This is a genomic window from Streptomyces sp. NBC_00178 (assembly GCF_036206005.1).
GTDB lineage: Bacteria > Actinomycetota > Actinomycetes > Streptomycetales > Streptomycetaceae > Streptomyces.
The window spans coordinates 2,244,412-2,260,664 of record NZ_CP108143.1 but is presented as its reverse complement, the minus strand read 5'-3'; the positions used below and the strand labels follow the sequence as shown (position 1 = coordinate 2,260,664).

Here is a 16,253-nt window from a genome sequence, read left to right as displayed (position 1 = left end):
GAGTGGCGACATGCGCACGTCACATCAAGAGGCAGGACGATCGTTCTGACGTCCCGTCCGAAGTCTGTTCGGACAAAAGGACTGACGGATGGGCGGATCGGCGGCGCGGATGCGAGCCGCGGCGCGGCCCGCCGGCGTATTGATGCTCACCGGCCGGGTGGTTCACTCCCGGAGTCCTCGCGGGGTTTCCCGGCACTGGTGTTCGCCGTCGCGGTGCGTACGGGGGAACGCCGAATCGCCGGTGACCGCCCCGTCGGGGGCGGTCACCGGCGATCGGTGACCGGTGCGGGAGCCGCGACCGTCGTGCGGGCGTGGCCGCCCGGGGTCAGCGGGCGTCGAAGTGCAGCAGGATCGTCCCGTCCGCGCCCGCTTCGACCCGCAGCCGCGTCAGGTCGTCCACGTGGGCGTCGGGGGAGAGGGCCGCCGCGCGGGGGCCGATGCCCACGACGCGCATGCCGGCCGCCCGGCCCGCGGTGATGCCTGCCTCGGAGTCCTCGAAGACGACGCAGTCCGCCGGGGCGAAGCCCAGCTCGGCCGCGCCCTTCAGGAAGCCCTCGGGGTCCGGCTTGCTCGCACCGACCAGCTCCGCGGTGACCCGGGTCGCCGGCATCGGCAGGGCGGCGGCCGTCATCCTGGCCTGAGCGAGTGCCTCGTCGGCCGACGTCACCAGCGCGTGCGGCAGGGAGGCGATGGACGCCATGAAGGCCGGGGCTCCGGCGACGGGCACCACGCCCTCGGTGTCGGCGGTCTCCTCGGCGAGCATGATCCGGTTCTCGGCGTAGTTCTGCTCCATCGGCCGGTCCGGCAGCAGGGCGGCCATCGTGGCGTAGCCCTGGCGGCCGTGCACCACCTTGAGGGCCGCGACGGGGTCGAGCCCCTGCGCGAGCGCCCAGCGCCGCCAGCAGCGCTCCACCACCGCGTCGGAGTTCACGAGGGTGCCGTCCATGTCCAGCAGGAGGGCACGGGCTTCGAGGACGGTGGCGGGCATCGGCGTGCTCCAGAGCGCGGGGGGACAGCTCACTGCTGCGGGTGAAGAGAGACAAGCAGCCCCGCCCGCCGGTCAGGGAGAACGGGCGGAGGCTACTTTGTTCCACCACGATACAAAAACCGCGCCCGAAACGCCAATCCCGGCCCTCGAACCTCGCGCGACGGCGCCCCGCACCCCCTCCGTCAGGAGTGGCGCCCCTGGCCCGTCGTCCGCGACTCCAGCGCCTGGCGGGTCTCCGGTCCGTAGACCCCCGAGGGGTCGTTCCGGACCGACATCCATCGCTGGAACTCCGCGACCGCCTGCTCCACCCGGTCCGAGTACCTGCCGTCGTCCGGTCCCCGGTAGACCCAGATCTCCTGGAGGCGGCGCTGGAGCTCCCCGACCTCCGCGCCGGTGTCGCCGGGCCGCAGCGTGCCGTCCGGTGCCTGGGCCGGCGGCGGTGCCGCGAGCGTGGGGGGCGCCGATGTCGCGGACGCCGAGGGGGGCGGGGCCGTCGTCGGCGCGGCGGCGGACCGGGACGCGGACGGGCTCTGTGACGGGGTGGGGGACGCCGAGGGCGACGCGGACGCGGACGCGGAGCGGGACGCCGTGGCCGAGGGTGAGGCCGACGGAGACTCCGACACGGACACCGCCGGTGCCTCCGATGCGTCCTGGACCTCCGCCGTGACCTCGGGCAGGGCCGCGTCGTCACCGCCGCGGTCGTCGAACAGGCCGCCCGCGAAGGCGGCCGTACCCACCACGGCCGCGACGGCGGCACCGACCGCGACCACGGCGAACGGCCTCCGCCGGCGGGGCTGCACGGGATCGGGGCCGTCGCCCGCATAGGCGGCCGCGCTGCGCCGGCGGCTCCCGTCCGCGGCCACGGCATCGGGCAGCGGGCCGGGCACCGGATGCGGGGCCGGGGCGGGCGCCTCCTCCGGGAGCACCGGCAACGCCGCCGTGTCCGCGTCGTCGTGGGTGTGCGCGTCGTCGCTGTGCAGCGTCACGTACGGGCGGATCCGCAACGGGTCGAAGTCCTCGGCCGCCGCCGTCTCCGCCGATCGGGCGGCCCGCCGGGCCTCCCCGGACGCGGCGCGGTCACCGCAGACGCACCCGGCGCCGGGTCTCGCTTCCCGCTCGCCGCCGCACTCCGGGCACATATGTCCGGTCATCGTGGGTTCCCCTCCCCTTTGAACTGCCTGCGATTATGCAGGTCGCCGCGGAGAAGCCCAACGGCCGTACCGCTGCTCGGCAGGCCGTAACGGCATGTTGCGGCCAGGATGGGGTGAACCGGACCCGAGGAGACGTCCATGGCCCAGCAGCTGAACCCGCCGCCCCTCGCACCGGGTGAGGGGCGGTCGCGGCGGAATGTACTGGTGTCCATCGGCGCCCTGCTGCTGGGTCTGCTGCTCGCCGCACTCGATCAGACCATCGTCTCCACCGCCCTGCCGACGATCGTCAGCGAGCTGGGCGGCCTGGAGCACCTCTCCTGGGTCGTCACCGCGTACATCCTGGCGGCCACCGCCGCGACGCCGCTCTGGGGCAAGCTCGGCGACCAGTACGGACGCAAGAAGCTCTTCCTCGCGGCCATCGTCATCTTCCTCATCGGTTCCGCCCTCTGCGGGGTGGCCGGGAACCTTCCGCAGCTGATCGGCTTCCGCGCCCTGCAAGGGCTCGGCGGCGGAGGGCTGATCGTGCTGTCGACGGCGATCGTCGGCGACATCGTCGCACCGCGCGAACGGGGCAAGTACCAGGGTCTCTTCGGTGCGGTGTTCGGCGTGACCAGCGTGCTGGGACCCCTCCTCGGCGGCTTCTTCACCGAGCACCTCAGCTGGCGCTGGGTCTTCTACATCAACCTGCCGATCGGTGTGGTCGCGCTCATGGTCATCGCGGTGAGCCTGCACATCCCCGTCCGGCGCACCAAGCACACCATCGACTACCTGGGCACGCTGCTGATCGCCTCGGCCGCCACCTCACTGGTCCTCGTCGCCTCACTCGGCGGAACCACGTGGGCCTGGGGCTCCGGCCAGATCGTCGGCCTCGCGGTCCTCTCCGTGGTGCTGATCGGCGCGTTCGTCGCGGTGGAGCGCCGGGCGGCCGAACCCGTCCTGCCGCTCAAGCTGTTCCGGATCAGGACCTTCACGCTCGTCTCCGCGATCAGCCTGGTCGTCGGTTTCGCCATGTTCGGCGCGCTCGCCTACCTGCCGACGTTCCTCCAGATCGTGCACGGCATCAGCCCGACCCTGTCCGGTGTCCACCTGCTGCCGATGGTCCTCGGCCTGCTGGTGACCTCGACGGCCTCCGGCCAGATCGTCAGCCGTACGGGGCGCTGGAAGGTGTTCCCGATCGCCGGGACCGCGGTCGCCGCGGTCGGCCTGCTGCTGCTCGGCCGGCTGTCCGAGACCAGCTCCACCTGGGCGACGAGCCTGTGCTTCTTCGTCTTCGGGGCAGGGCTCGGGATGGTCATCCAGGTGCTGGTGCTGGTCGTGCAGAACGCCGTCACGTACGAGGACCTCGGCGTCGCCACGTCCGGGGTGACGTTCTTCCGGTCGATCGGCGGATCGTTCGGCGTGGCCATCTTCGGCACCATCTTCGCCAGCGGGCTGACGGGCCAGCTGGAGAAGGCCCTCACCGGCCGCGACCTGCCGGCCGGTGTCGACGTCGGGTCGCTCTCCGCCGACCCGCGGGCCATCGGCCGGCTCCCCGAGGACCTGCGCCGGTCCGTCCTCGGCGCGTACTCGACCTCGATCACCGACGTCTTCCTCTACGCCGCTCCCATCGTCCTGGTCGCGTTCGTCCTCGCCTGGTTCCTCAAGGAGGAACCGCTGCGCGGCTCGGTCACCGCACCCGACGCGAGCGAGACCCTGGCCACGAACCCGGTGGAGCGGTCCTCCTACGACGAGTGCGCCCGTGCGCTGTCGGTGCTCGCCAGCCGTGAGGGACGCCGGGAGATCTACGAGAAGATCACCGCCAGAGCGGGCTACGACCTGCAGCCCGCCGCGAGCTGGCTCCTGCTCCGCATCAAACGGCACGGCACCGTCGAACCGTCCCTGCTCGCGGACGTCGCCCCCGTGCCGCTCCGGGTCATCACCTCCGCCGCCCGGCAGATCGAGGAGCGGGGGCTGGCCCGGCGGGAAGGCATGCAACTGGTCCTCACCGAGCCGGGCGCCGAGGCGGTGGTACGGCTGTCGCACGCCCGCGAGGAGTCACTGGCCGAACTGCTGGGCGACTGGTGGGGCCCCGACCGGCCCACCGACCTGGTCCGCCTGGTGACGGAGCTGACGGCCGAGGTGAGCGGGTCGAGCAGGGAACGGCCGCACATGCCCGAGCCGCGCCGCGACCACTGGGCCGGCTGACCGCACGCCCCTGCGGGAGCCCGGGGCCGGGAGGCCGCCCGGACGCACCCGCGAGCCCGTCGGGCTGTGCGGCCCGGGCCCTCACAGGTCCTTGGCGAACCAGTGTTCCGCGTACGGCCCCTGGTTGAACGCCGGGACCTCGCGGTACCCGTGTTTCGCGTACAGTCCGCGGGCCTCGACCAGGTCGGTGCGCGTGTCGAGCCTGATCCGCCGCACCCCCAGCGCCCGCGCCGCGCTCTCGATGCCCGCGAGCAGCAGCCCGCCGCCGCCCGTGGAGCGGAACCCGGGGCGCACGTACACCCGGGTCAGCTCCGCCACGCCCTCGCCGGCCCGGCGCAGGCCCGCGCAGCTCGCCGGCCGGTCGTCGTACCGTCCGACCAGGAACTCCCCGGTGGGCGGGGCGAGCAGCTCCACGCCGTCGTCCGTCATGCCCTCGTCGATCTCGGCGCGGGTGGCCGGGCGGCCCCAGTAGCGGCTCGCCACCTCGTCGTAGTAGTCCCGGCGCAGCTGGAGCGCGTCGGGACGGGCGAAGTGTTCGGGGGCCACGGTCCAGGTCATCGGGTCATTCTCGGCGTGGCGCGACGGGATGACGACCCGTTTTACGCCGGTCCGCGCCGGCGCCGAGGACGCCGGCGCGGCGGCGTCACCCTGCGCACAGAGGTGCTGACCGGCCGACGCTCCCGGGTCCGGCGGGCAGTCTCCCCGCATTCTTTCGCCCTATGCGTAGTGACACTCAGGCGAAGAGGGGGTTGATTGTGTCTACCTCATAGGGCAATGCAAGGCTTCATCCGCACATACCCGGGCCGAGGGGACAGTGCACGAACTGGGAGGATCGGCGCAGCGTGACGAATGCTGAACACAGTGTGCGGGGGGACGCGGCCGCGGATCCCGGGACGAGGGCCGCGGCGGCCCGGGCCGTCCTCTGGGTACTGGTCGCCGTCCTGGCGGTCCGGCAGGTCGCCGTGGTGCTGCGCAGGCCGCCCGGCGAGCGCCTCACCGACTTCGAGACCTGGACCGGGGCGAGCGGGGTCCTGCACATGGCAGGCTCCCTCTACGACCCGGGCCGGTTCACCGGGACGCCGTTCGCCGGGCTGGTCCTGAAGCCGCTCACGGCCTCCGCCGAGGACGCCCTCGGGGTCGTCTGGACCTTCGGGTCGCTGCTGCTCGTCGTGGCGCTGGGATTCGTCGCCGTCCGCGCGCTGCCCGCCCCGGTGAGCCGGCGCACCGCGTTCCTGGCAGCCCCCTTCGCGATCGCGCTGCTCATGGTGTCGCTGCCCGTCCGCAACACCCTGTTCCTCGGTCAGACCAGCATCCTGCCCGTCCTGCTGGTGCTCCTCGCCTGCTTCGTCGCACGGGGCGAGCGGCTCCCGGGAGTGCTGACCGGCATCGCGGCGGCCTTCCAGCCCGCCGTCCTGCTCTTCGCCGCGCTGTTCTGGCTGACCGGGAGACGCAGGGCCGCTGCCACCGGGGGCGCCACCTTCGCCGCCTGTACGGCGCTGGCCTGGGCGGTGATGCCGCAGGACTCGTGGACGTACTGGGTGCACCATCTCGCGGGTGCCGGGCTGGGCGAGCGGCCCGACAGCCTGGCCAACCAGTCCCTGCACGGCGCTCTGCTCCGCTTCGGTCTCCAGGGGCCGCTGGAGACCGCCCTGTTCCTCGTCCTGGCCGCCGCCGTGGTCATCGTGGGCCTGCGCCGCGCCGTGCGTTACGCCCGGGACGGGCAGCTGCTCCTGGCCGTCGCCGTCACGGGCTGCGTCGCCGTCGCCGTGTCGCCGACCGCCTGGCAGCACCAGCTGCTCTGGGTGCTGCTCGCCGTCGTGGGCCGGGTCGGCACACGGGCCTCCGACCGGCTCGTCTGGCCGGCCGTGGTGGTGCTCGTGCTCACCCTGCCCGGGAAGATGCTGCTGCCGAACGTCGGCGTGCTGCTGCCCGTACGCGACAACGTGCTGCTGGTCGCGGCGCTCGGCGCGGCCTGCGTGGCGCCGTTCCTGTCCCGGACCTCCCCGCACTGGGCGCGCCCGGTCCCCACGGACCACGCCCGGCCGGTGGAGCCGCGCTTCGCGTGGGTACCCCTGTTCCCGTTCTGGCGCCGTGTGCTCAGCCGCCCCAACCTGCTGCTGGAACTCCTGCTCATCAGGGTCGTCTACTCGGCGTACGCGAAGGTGAGGCTGGCCGCCACGGCCGGACGGCCCACCGCGGAGGAGCACGGGCGGCAGATCCACGCCGCCGAGCGGTGGCTGCACATCGACATCGAGCACTGGGCCAACCACACGGTCGTCGGCGTCCCGTGGCTGCGCGACTTCTTCGACTACTACTACTCGACCTTCCACTTCATCGTGCCGCTCACGATCCTCGGGGTGCTGTACGTGCGGCGGCCCTCGGACTACCGCTGGGTCCGCAGCTCCATCGGCTTCGCGACGGTCCTCGCCCTGGCCGGGTTCTGGTTCTACCCGCTGGCCCCGCCGCGCCTGATGCCGGGACTCGGCTTCATCGACACGGTCCACGGGGTGCAGAACCTGGACAGCCCCGACTTCGGGGCGCTGACCGCGGTGACCAACCAGTACGCGGCCATGCCGTCCCTGCACTTCGGCTGGTCGCTCTGGTGCGGTGTCGTGATCCTCCTCCTCGCCCCCAAGGTGTGGATGAAGGTCCTGGGCATGCTGCACCCGCTGTTCACGGTCTCCACGATCGTGGCCACCGGCAACCACTGGGTGCTGGACGCGGTCGGCGGCGGCGCCGTGGTGGCCGCCGGATTCGGCCTGACGTACGTCCTGTGCGGGCCGCGGCGGCTGCGGTCCGGCGCCGCGGCGGACGAGTCCCCGGGCCCTGAGCCCGCGGAGGCCGCCGGACCACCGGTCCCCGAACGCGCCGGGACCGCCGGCAGCCCGGTGTAGCCACCCTGTTCGCGGGCGGGGGGCCGGGGCGGCTCGTCTCAGCCCCCGGCCTCCCGCACGTCCTGCGCCTGCGCCTCGGCCGGCGGCCGTTCGAAGGCGGGCCGCGCGTCGAAGGCCGCGCGGCGTGTCGCCCGGCGCAGAGCCCGCAGGAGAGCGGGGCCGACGGCGAGGGTCAGGGCCGCCGTGAGCACGGCCCGGCCCAGGTCCCAGCCGAGCGACGTCGCGGTGCAGTACGCCAGGAAGCGGACCAGGTTCTCGTGCAGCGGGTCGCCCGCGACGAAGGAGATGCCGGATCCGAGGCCCGGCACGATCGTCCAGCCGTACAGGTTCATCACCGTGCCGTACGCGAAGGCCGCCACGAAGCCGTACACCGCGAGCATCAGCAGTTCGCCCCGGCCGCGCAGGCGTCCGTGGCCGGGCAGCATCCCCGCGCCCATCGTGAACCAGCCCATCGACAGCATCTGGAACGGCATCCACGGCCCGACCCCGCCGGTCAGCAGCGCCGAGGCGAACATCGTCACCGAACCCAGCACGAAGCCGAATCCGGGCCCCAGCACCCGCCCGCTCAGCACCATCAGGAAGAACATCGGCTCCAGGCCGGCCGTCCCCGCGCCCAGCGGGCGCAGCGCCGCGCCCACGGCGGCCAGCACCCCCAGCATCGCGACGGCCTTGGCGTCCAGACCGGAGTCGGCGATCGTCGCGACGACCACGGCGACCAGCAGCGCCAGGAGCGCGGCGAACAGCCACGGCGCGTCCTCGGCGTGGGCCAGGCCCGAATCCGCACCGGCCAGCAGCGGCCAGCCGAACGCGACCAGACCGACCGCGCCCACCAGCACGAGCGCGGCGACGGCCCGGGGACCCAGCCGCACCGCGCGCGGGGACCGGGCGCTCACGACGGACCGTCCAGCGCGGCACGCACCTGTGCCACGGTCAGCCACGCCAGCGGCGCCAGGATCTTCGCGGTCTGCGGGGCGAACGCCGGGGACGAGACCACGACCTGCCGGGTCGGGCCGTCCGCGACGACCTCCCCGTCGGCGAGTATCACCACCCGGTGCGCCAGGTCGGCGGCCAGTTCCACGTCGTGGGTGGCCAGCACGATGGCGTGGCCCCCGGCGGCCAGCCGGCGCAGCACCCCGACCAGCCGGGCCTTCGCCGCGTAGTCGAGGCCGCGCGTCGGCTCGTCCAGCAGGAGCAGCGGAGGCCGGGCGGTCAGCACCAGGGCGAGGGCCAGCGCCAGCCGCTGCCCCTCGGACAGATCACGGGGGTGGACGTCGTCCGGCACACCGGGCAGCAGCTCGGAGACCAGGGCGCGGCAGGTGCCGCCCGGCGCGCCCGCGTCGGAGTCCGCGGCCGCGCATTCGGCGGCGACCGTGTCCGCGTACAGCAGGTCGCGTGGCTCCTGCGGCACGAGCCCGACCCGGCGCACCATGTCGCGGGGCGGCGTACGGGACGGGGACACGCCGCCGACCAGCACCGAACCCGTCGTGGGCTCGGTCATCCCGACGAGCGTGGTCAGCAGCGTGGACTTGCCCGCGCCGTTGCGGCCCATCAGGGCCACGGTCTCGCCCGGTGCGAAGGAGAGCGTCACCCCGCGCAGCGCCTGGACCCGTCCACGCCGGACCCCGAGTCCCTCGGTCCGGGTGACGGGAGCGCCGGGAGGGGGACCCGCAGGGGCGTCGGGCGTGCGACGGCCGAGCAGACGGTCCAGGAACCCGGGGCGGGCGGGGACGGGCGCGGGCAGCGGGGCGACGGCGGAGGCCACCGGCCCGGCGGGCGGCGGCGGTTCGACGCCGGTCAGCCGCTCGCGCAGGTCCGCCGCCCTGCGCCGCGCGTCGCGCACCGACAGCGGCAGCGGGTCCCAGCCCACCAGCCGGCCCAGGTCCACGACCGGCGGCCGGACCGGCGACAGGGTCATGACCTCCGCCGGAGGCCCCATCAGCGGGGCGGCACCCGGCGAGGGCAGCAGGAGGACCTGGTCGGCGTACTGCACGACGCGCTCCAGCCGGTGTTCGGCCATCAGCACCGTCGTGCCCAGGTCGTGCACCAGCCGCTGGAGCACCGCGAGGACGTCCTCGGCGGCCGCCGGGTCGAGTGCGGACGTCGGCTCGTCGAGGACCAGCACGCGGGGGTGCGGGGTGAGGACCGAGCCGATCGCGACCCGCTGCCGCTGGCCCCCGGAGAGCGTGGCGATCGGCCGGTCGCGCAGGTCGGCCAGGCCCAGCAGGTCCAGCGTCTCCTCGACGCGCCGCCGCATGACGTCCGGGGGGAGGCCGAGCGACTCCATGCCGTACGCCAGCTCGTCCTCGACGATGTCGGTGACGAAGTGGGCCAGCGGGTCCTGGCCCACCGTGCCGACGAGGTCCGCGAGTTCGCGCGGCTTGTGGGTGCGGGTGTCACGGCCGCCGACCGTGACCCGCCCGGACAGCACCCCGCCCGTGAAATGCGGCACGAGACCGGACACCGCGCCCAGCAGGGTCGACTTCCCGACCCCGGACGGGCCGACGACGAGCACGAGTTCGCCCTCGGGCACCGTGAGGTCGACCCCGGACAGGGTGGGGTGCGCGGCACCCTCGTACCGCACCGAGACCTGCTCGAACCGGATCACGCGCTCTCCTTGGAGTCCGGGAGGGAAGGGGGCAGCGGCGCCACGACGGCGGGCAGCAGCCCGGTCAGGACGGCGGCGGCGGGCCACAGGGGCAGTACGGGAGCCGTCAGCGGTACGACACCGGGGTGCAGGGCTTCCGGGTCCGCGGCGCCCGCCCAGATCATCGCGGCGGCCACGGCGACGCCCGACCCCGCGACGAGCCAGGCGCGTACGTCCCAGCGGTCGGGCCGGTAGCGGGTGCGGACCGAGCGGCGCCCGCCGAGCCTGAGCCCGGCCATCGCCGCCGCCAGCCCGGCCAGCAGCAGCGGCAGTCCGTACACCGCGCCCTGGGCGGCCAGCAGTCCGTAGGTGCCCGCGCACACCCCCAGCAGCCCGCCGAGGGTGAGCACATGGGTGGTACGCCGCACGGCGCGCGGGACCCGGGCGGTGCGCCCGTACCCCCGCGCGTCCATCGATGCCGCCACGGCCACCGACCGCTCCAGCGCGCCCTCCAGCACCGGAAGGCCGATCTGGAGCACCGCGCCGATGCCGCCGGTGGGACGGCCGCGCAGCCGGCGGGCCGTCCGCAGGCGGGCCACGTCGGCGACCATGTTCGGCGCGAAGGTCATGGCCACGACGACGGCGACCCCCACCTCGTACAGGGCGCCCGGCAGCGACTTCAGCAGCCGCGCCGGATTGGCCAGCGCGTTCGCCGCGCCGACGCAGATCAGCAGGGTGGCCAGCTTCGCCCCGTCGTACAGCGCGAAGACCAGCTGTTCGGCGGTGACGCGCCCGCCGAGCCTGACCCCCTGCGCCCAGCCGGGCAGCGGCACCTCGGGCAGCGTGAACAGCGGGTGCGCGCCGGGCACCGGGGAGCCGAGGACGACGGAGAAGACCAGCCGCACCGCGACCACGAACAGCCCGAGCCGGATGAACGCCCCGTAGGAGCGGGCCCACGGCGCGTCCGTGCGGCGCGCGGCCACGACATAGCCGGCCACGCCCACCAGCAGACCCAGCAGCAGCGGATGGGAGGTGCGGGACGCGGCGGTCGCCAGCCCCAGTGCCCACAGCCACCAGGCCCCCGCCGGTGTCGCGTTGCCGCGCGTGGCGCCCGGGGCGCTCAGGGCATGGCGGAGCCGGGCGGGGCCGGTGGAACGGGTCATCGGCGGCGGCGGGCCCTGAGCACTGCGGCGAGACCCAGCACGAGCACCGCGCCCACGCCGGTGAGCACTCCCACCGACGCGCCGCCGCCGTTGTCACCATCGCCGTCACCATCGCCGTCACCTGAACCGGCGGCGGACGGCTCGGCCGCACCGGTCACCTCGTCCCGGCCGCCGTCCGCGACCTGCTCACCGCAGCCCGACCGCGGATAGCCGGATATCGCACAGAGCATCGCGGCGCTGTCGTACCGCAGGGGTCTGGCGACGGAGGCCAGCGCCTCCGCGGTGCTCGCGTCCGGTGCCACCTGGGCACACGCGGCGCGCAGGGCGGGCGGCCGCTCGCCGTCCGGAGCGTCCGCGGGGGTGCCCGGGTCGATGACCACGGCGACCCGCTTGCGGCCGTCCTTCGCCGGGGTGTCCGCGCAGACCGCCCCGAAGTCCGGGGCGCGGCGGGGGCGGGCCGAGTCCTGGGAGTCCTCGCTCACCGAGAAGCGGAAGCCCTGCACGGCGCCGTCGTCCGGGCGGACCAGCGACGGGCCCTGGGTGGCGTAGGTCCAGCCCGTGCCGCCGTCCCCTTCCCAGAAGGACCAGTAGCGGTAGCCGGCGGCCTGGGCACCGCCCGCGCCGAGTACGGCGAGCACGGCGCCGACCAGCAGGAGCAGCACCGCCGTACCCAGCGGGCGCCTCACAGCTGCTGGTTCTTCCGGCGGCCGCTCAGCAGGAAGCCGATGCCCGCGCCGAAGGCGAGACCGATGCCGATGATCCACCAGAGGCCGAGGCCCTCGTCGTCGCTGCTCGTGTCCGCGGGCTTCTCGGGCGAGGTGGCCGTGGGGGAGGGCACGGCGGTGGCAGCCGGCGCCGGGCCCGTCGCGTTGAGCTGCTTCACGAGGTCGACACCGCCGAAGTTCCGCGCGTCGGTCCCGGTCGCGTGGGCGGCCAGCACCAGCTGGGCGGAGGCGGCGGGGCCGCCCTCGCGGGCCCAGCCCTGGGCGTTCTTCTCCAGGTAGGCGACCGCCTTGGCGGCCTTGTCCTTGTGGCCGGAGGCCGCGAGCGCCACGACCGCGTCCGCCGTGTTGCCGAAGTCGGGCTGCGGGGCCGAGTCCTCGGCGCCCGGCATCGGCGGCAGGTCGAGACGGCCGGAGACGGCGAGTGCGCCGGCGAGGTAGTGGGCGCCGTTCTGTGCGGACTGCTCCGGCGTCAGGCCGGTGCCGTCGGTGCAGACGGGCGCCTTCACGGCGTTGGAGTTGCCCGCGGCCATGCCCTTGCCCATCGCGCCGATCACCGCGGCCGCCGTGGCGTCCGCGTTGGCCGTGAGCTTGCCGTTCTTGTCGGGCTGGTAGGCGAACGCCCCGCCGTCCTCGCCCCCGCAGGGCAGCGCGAAGGACTGCAGCGCGGTGTACGGGGTCTTCCCGCCGTCCTTGGTGAGGTCGGCCAGCGGCACGCCCGCCCTGGCCAGGGCGCCCGTCACCACGGCGGTGGAGTTGGCGTCGCTCGGGCTGCCCGGGTTGTAGCCCCAGCCGCCGTCCTCGTTCTGCACGGACTTCAGCCAGCTGACGCCGTTGTCCACGACGTCGCGGTGCGCGGCGAGCTCGACCAGGGCCTGGACCGCGGCCGCCGTGGCGTTGGTGTCCGCGACGGTCTTCGCGTCGCAGGGCTCGGAGGCGTCGCGGTACGAGGCGAAGGCCCCGCTCGCGCACTGCTGGCCCACGAGCCAGTCCACCGACTTCACGGCCGGGGTCACCAGCTCGACGCGCTGGGCGAGGAAGGCCATCGACTGGCGCCACACCCCGTCGTACGTCGGGTCCTTGGTCCCGTACAGGCCGGCCGGGAGGGCGGGCGCCGAGGGGGAGGGGGTCGGACTCGGCGCGGCGAGCGCCGCCGGGGCGGCCGCTCCACAGAGCACGGCGGTGATCGCGAGCGCTGCCGCGCGGCGGCGTACGGACATGACGGGCTGGGCCTCTCGAACGGGTTTCCCCTGCCGGGCGGAACCGGGCGCGCGGGGAAGGACCGGCGCCGGATTCGCACCGGCTTCCCCCTGTACGGGCAGGATGACGAGTCACTCACTCTACCGGGGCGGTCCGCGCCCCCTCCGGGCGGACGCCCGCATCCCCCGGTCACGAGGGCTTCCCAGCAGGTCAGAGCCCGTGCCAGACTCCGGCGGGGTCACCTGGGCGCCCGCCCGTGGCCGGACACGACCGGGTGGGAAGCACCAGTGCGCACAAGAGGTACGGCGGCCGCGGCCGCGGCGGTGGCCGGATTCATGACGATGACGGGCTGCGGACTCGTCGGGCACGACGAGGCCGCGCCGGCGGCCTCCCCGGTGCCGCTCGTCCCGTACACCAGGGAGTCGGCGGCGACGGAGATAGCGTCGCTCGCCCGGGCCGGGGGGCTGCCGGACGGGGACACCTCCACGGCCGGGCTGCCGACGGGCGACTACCGGTCGTGCGTGGCGCCCTGGCTGGGCGAAGCGCCGGCGGCCGGGGCCGCCGGCGCGTTCGACGCGACGGTGACGCGGTTGCGGCAGCACGACTGGGAGATCGTCTCCAGTCACGCGGAGAAGGACGTCACCTACCGCACCCTCGCCAAGCGGGGCTGGAAGCTCTTCGCCAGGCATTACACGATGAAGGGCTTCGGCCCCGACCAGATCGTGTCCCTCACCGCCGTGGAGGACGGCTGCGAGCTGCCCCGGCAGATCAGGGGCGACTACGAGGACCCGGCCTGAGAGACAGGACCGGTCAGGCCTGGCAGCCCGAGTCCGCGATCACGAAGTACCCGGTGGGCGACTCCCGGAGCGTGTGGGTCACGAACACGTTGTAGAGGCCCATGTCCTGCCCGGAACCGTTCGCGTAGGCGTGCCCGCCGGAGGTGCGCGCCCGGCCCGCCGTGACGTGGGCGTAGTTCGTGGCCGTGAAGCACCGGGCGGGCGCCGTGCCGCCCGACGTCGTCGCGGTGACCGCGGCGGACGCGGCCCCCGCCGTGCCTCCGGAGTCGGCCGCGGCCACGGTGTAGCGGTAGGAGGTGCCGGCCTTCAGCCCGGTGTCCGTGTACGACGCCGCGGTGGTCGTGGCGACCTTCGCGCCGTCCCGGTACACGAGGTACGAGGCCGCCGAACCGACCGTGTTCCACGCCAGCGACGCGGTGCTGTCGGTGACCCCGGCGACCTTCAGTCCGGTGGGGGCGGGCAGCCCGGTCCCACCGCCCGGGGCGTCCTCGTCCAGCCCCCAGAACACGCCGGTGTGGTACGTCGAGCAGATGGTGTTCAGGAAGTACGCGGCCGTCGACCCGCACTGCTCGGTGCCCGACCCCGGGCCGACCGGCAGGCCGTGCCCCATGCCGGACACCGAGAAGGTCTCCACCGCGGGCCGCCCGGACGCGTCGTCGTAGACGCTCCGGGTGGTGTTCCCCGGCAGGGTCTCGGTGCGGGACGGGGTCTGGCCGAGCCCCCACACGTTCGTCCACTGGTCGCGCAGCGCCGTGGCGTTGGCGGGATAGACCGTGTAGTCGGACGTGCCCTGCCAGATCGCGACCCTGGGCCACGGACCGGTCCAGCCCGGGTAGGAGCCGCGGACCTTGTCGCCCCACTGCGCGGGCGTCAGCTTCTGCGGTCCGGTCTGGCAGCCGGAGGCGGCGGCCTGACTGGTGGCGCACTGCGCCGGCAGCCCGGAGGCCACGGACCCGCCCGCGAACACGTCCGGGTAGGCGGCCAGCAGGTCGGCGGTCATCCCGCCGCCCGCCGAGAGCCCCGTGACGTACACGCGGCGGCCGTCCGAGCCGTACGTCTGCTTCGCGTACTCGACCATCTGCACGACGGACGCCGCCTCGCCCCTGCCCCGGGTGCTGTCGGCGGGGTCGAACCAGCCGAAGCACGACAGCGAGTTGTTCGCCGAGGTGGTCTGCGGGAAGACCACGTCGAAGCCCCACAGGTCGGCGTACTTCGGCCAGCCCGAGTTGGTGTAGTAGGCGTTCGCCGTCTGGGTGCAGCCGTGCAGGGCCACGACCAGCGGCCGCCCGGCGGGCACGTCGTCGGGCGTGTACGCGAACATCTGCAGGTTGCCGGGGTTCGAGCCGAAGCCGGTGACCTGCTGGAGGCCCGCGGCGGCGGTGGCCGCCGGAGCGGCCGACGCAGGCGCCGGGTTCACGGCGAGCAGCGCCAGGACGGCGAGGGGGGCGACGCGGCGGAGCAGGCGGCGCAGGATCGGCGGGCGGGGGTTCGGTGGACGCACGGTGGGGCCTCCCTGGTCGGACGTGCGGGATGCTGCCGGAACCTACGAGCCGGGGGCGGCGCCGCCCATGTGGCAGGCGGCCACGCGCCGCGCACCGCTGTGTGCGGCGCTCCCCTTGCGCGGGCCCCCGCACCTCCGCCACGCCCCGGACCAGGGGCGGGCCGCCCGCTCCGGGGCCGCCACCCGCACCATGTACGCCGCCACCATGCCGCCGCCCGGGGGTGTGTGCACCGACCCCGTGTGATGGCGGCGGCGACGTCCTTACGGTGACGCCCATGCAGACTTCCCGGACCCCGCAGCACGAACCTCCCGCCCCCGCCTCCCTCGCCGGGCGCACCGCCCTGGTCACCGGGGCCGCGAGCGGCATCGGACTGGCCTGCGCACAGGCGCTCGCCGCCGCCGGCGCGCACGTGCACGTGGTGGACAAGCAGGGGGAGGCCGCCAGGAGCCTGGCCGAACGGATCGGGGGGACGGCCTGGGTGGCCGACCTCTCGGTGCCCGAGGCGGTGGACGCGCTGCCCGCCGACGCCGACATCGTCGTCAACAACGCCGGGCTCCAGCACGTGGCCCCCGTGCACGAGTTCCCGCCGGACCGCTTCGCGCTGATCCACCGCGTCATGGTGGAAGCACCGTTCCGCATCTTGCGCCGTACGCTCCCGGGGATGTACGAACGCGGCTGGGGCCGCGTCGTCAACATCTCGTCCGTACACGGGCTGCGCGCCAGCCCCTACAAGTCGGCGTACGTCTCGGCCAAGCACGCACTGGAGGGGCTCAGCAAAGTGGTCGCACTCGAAGCGGCGCCGCACGGCGTGACGAGCAACTGCGTCAACCCGGGCTACGTCCGCACGCCGCTGGTCGAGAACCAGATCGCCGACCAGGCCCGCAGCCACGGCATCTCCGAGCAGGAGGTCGTCGGCAAGGTGCTCCTGGAGCGCAGCGCCCTCAAGTCCCTGATCGAGCCGGACGACGTGGCCGGTGCGGTCCTGTGGCTGTGCGGCCCGGGGACGGCCCACGTCACCGGGAGCTCGCTGGCCATGGACGGCGGCTGGACCGCCAACTGACACCCGAC

At 74.4% G+C, this 16,253-nt stretch carries 14 protein-coding genes; 4 read left to right on the top strand and 10 right to left on the bottom strand.

Features of this window, described 5'->3' with window-relative positions; all coding sequences use genetic code 11:
- Nucleotides 1-325 precede the first annotated feature (325 nt).
- Together OHT61_RS09770 and OHT61_RS09765 are read right to left on the bottom strand one after the other, a co-directional pair.
- Complete coding sequence (locus OHT61_RS09770; protein ID WP_329036912.1) at nt 326-988, bottom strand: HAD-IA family hydrolase; 663 nt, start codon at nt 986-988, stop codon at nt 326-328.
- A gap of 182 nt (nt 989-1,170) precedes the next feature.
- Entirely contained in the window at nt 1,171-2,139 is a 969-nt protein-coding gene (locus OHT61_RS09765; RefSeq protein ID WP_329036909.1) for a peptidoglycan-binding domain-containing protein, read from the bottom strand.
- A 138-nt stretch (nt 2,140-2,277) separates the two neighbouring features.
- Between OHT61_RS09765 and OHT61_RS09760 the strand changes: the two genes are divergently transcribed.
- A complete protein-coding gene (locus tag OHT61_RS09760) occupies nt 2,278-4,323 on the top strand; it encodes an MDR family MFS transporter (protein WP_329036906.1) in 2,046 nt (681 codons plus the stop codon).
- Between the two features lie 81 nt (nt 4,324-4,404).
- Here the strand turns inward: OHT61_RS09760 and OHT61_RS09755 are convergent, their stop codons facing one another.
- Entirely contained in the window at nt 4,405-4,881 is a 477-nt protein-coding gene (locus OHT61_RS09755; RefSeq protein ID WP_329036905.1) for a GNAT family N-acetyltransferase, read from the bottom strand.
- Nucleotides 4,882-5,165: 284 nt separating this feature from the next.
- On the opposite strand from OHT61_RS09755, the gene OHT61_RS09750 reads away from it, so the two are divergent.
- A complete protein-coding gene (locus tag OHT61_RS09750) occupies nt 5,166-7,217 on the top strand; it encodes a bifunctional glycosyltransferase 87/phosphatase PAP2 family protein (RefSeq protein WP_329036904.1) in 2,052 nt (683 codons plus the stop codon).
- A gap of 38 nt (nt 7,218-7,255) precedes the next feature.
- On the opposite strand, the gene OHT61_RS09745 is transcribed toward OHT61_RS09750, so the two are convergent.
- The 5 genes from OHT61_RS09745 to OHT61_RS09725 are packed head-to-tail and all read right to left on the bottom strand — an operon-like array spanning nt 7,256 to nt 12,906.
- A complete protein-coding gene (locus OHT61_RS09745; RefSeq protein WP_329036902.1) occupies nt 7,256-8,110 on the bottom strand; it encodes an ECF transporter S component in 855 nt (284 codons plus the stop codon).
- Nucleotides 8,107-9,822, bottom strand: a complete 1,716-nt coding sequence (locus OHT61_RS09740) for an ABC transporter ATP-binding protein (RefSeq protein WP_329036899.1) — start codon at nt 9,820-9,822, stop codon at nt 8,107-8,109. Before OHT61_RS09740 ends, OHT61_RS09745 begins: the two co-directional genes overlap by 4 nt.
- Nucleotides 9,819-10,964, bottom strand: coding sequence for an energy-coupling factor transporter transmembrane protein EcfT (locus tag OHT61_RS09735; RefSeq protein WP_329036898.1), 1,146 nt, complete (start codon nt 10,962-10,964; stop codon nt 9,819-9,821). Before OHT61_RS09735 ends, OHT61_RS09740 begins: the two co-directional genes overlap by 4 nt.
- Entirely contained in the window at nt 10,961-11,650 is a 690-nt protein-coding gene (locus OHT61_RS09730) for an SCO2322 family protein (RefSeq protein ID WP_329036896.1), read from the bottom strand. Before OHT61_RS09730 ends, OHT61_RS09735 begins: the two co-directional genes overlap by 4 nt.
- The gene (locus tag OHT61_RS09725) at nt 11,647-12,906 is read right to left on the bottom strand and encodes a prenyltransferase/squalene oxidase repeat-containing protein (RefSeq protein ID WP_329036894.1); all 1,260 of its coding nucleotides are present in this window, start codon (nt 12,904-12,906) and stop codon (nt 11,647-11,649) included. The genes OHT61_RS09730 and OHT61_RS09725 overlap by 4 nt, the downstream gene beginning before the upstream one ends.
- Before the next feature lie 267 nt (nt 12,907-13,173).
- On the opposite strand from OHT61_RS09725, the gene OHT61_RS09720 reads away from it, so the two are divergent.
- Nucleotides 13,174-13,683, top strand: a complete 510-nt coding sequence (locus tag OHT61_RS09720; RefSeq protein ID WP_329036892.1) for a hypothetical protein — start codon at nt 13,174-13,176, stop codon at nt 13,681-13,683.
- Nucleotides 13,684-13,696: 13 nt separating this feature from the next.
- Here OHT61_RS09720 and OHT61_RS09715 read toward each other — a convergent pair whose 3' ends face one another.
- Complete coding sequence (locus OHT61_RS09715) at nt 13,697-15,184, bottom strand: extracellular catalytic domain type 1 short-chain-length polyhydroxyalkanoate depolymerase (protein WP_329036890.1); 1,488 nt, start codon at nt 15,182-15,184, stop codon at nt 13,697-13,699.
- A 42-nt stretch (nt 15,185-15,226) separates the two neighbouring features.
- A complete protein-coding gene (locus tag OHT61_RS09710; RefSeq protein WP_329036888.1) occupies nt 15,227-15,415 on the bottom strand; it encodes a hypothetical protein in 189 nt (62 codons plus the stop codon).
- A gap of 44 nt (nt 15,416-15,459) precedes the next feature.
- Here OHT61_RS09710 and OHT61_RS09705 point away from each other — a divergent pair, with 44 nt between their 5' ends.
- Entirely contained in the window at nt 15,460-16,245 is a 786-nt protein-coding gene (locus tag OHT61_RS09705; RefSeq protein WP_329036886.1) for a 3-hydroxybutyrate dehydrogenase, read from the top strand.
- Nucleotides 16,246-16,253 lie beyond the last annotated feature (8 nt).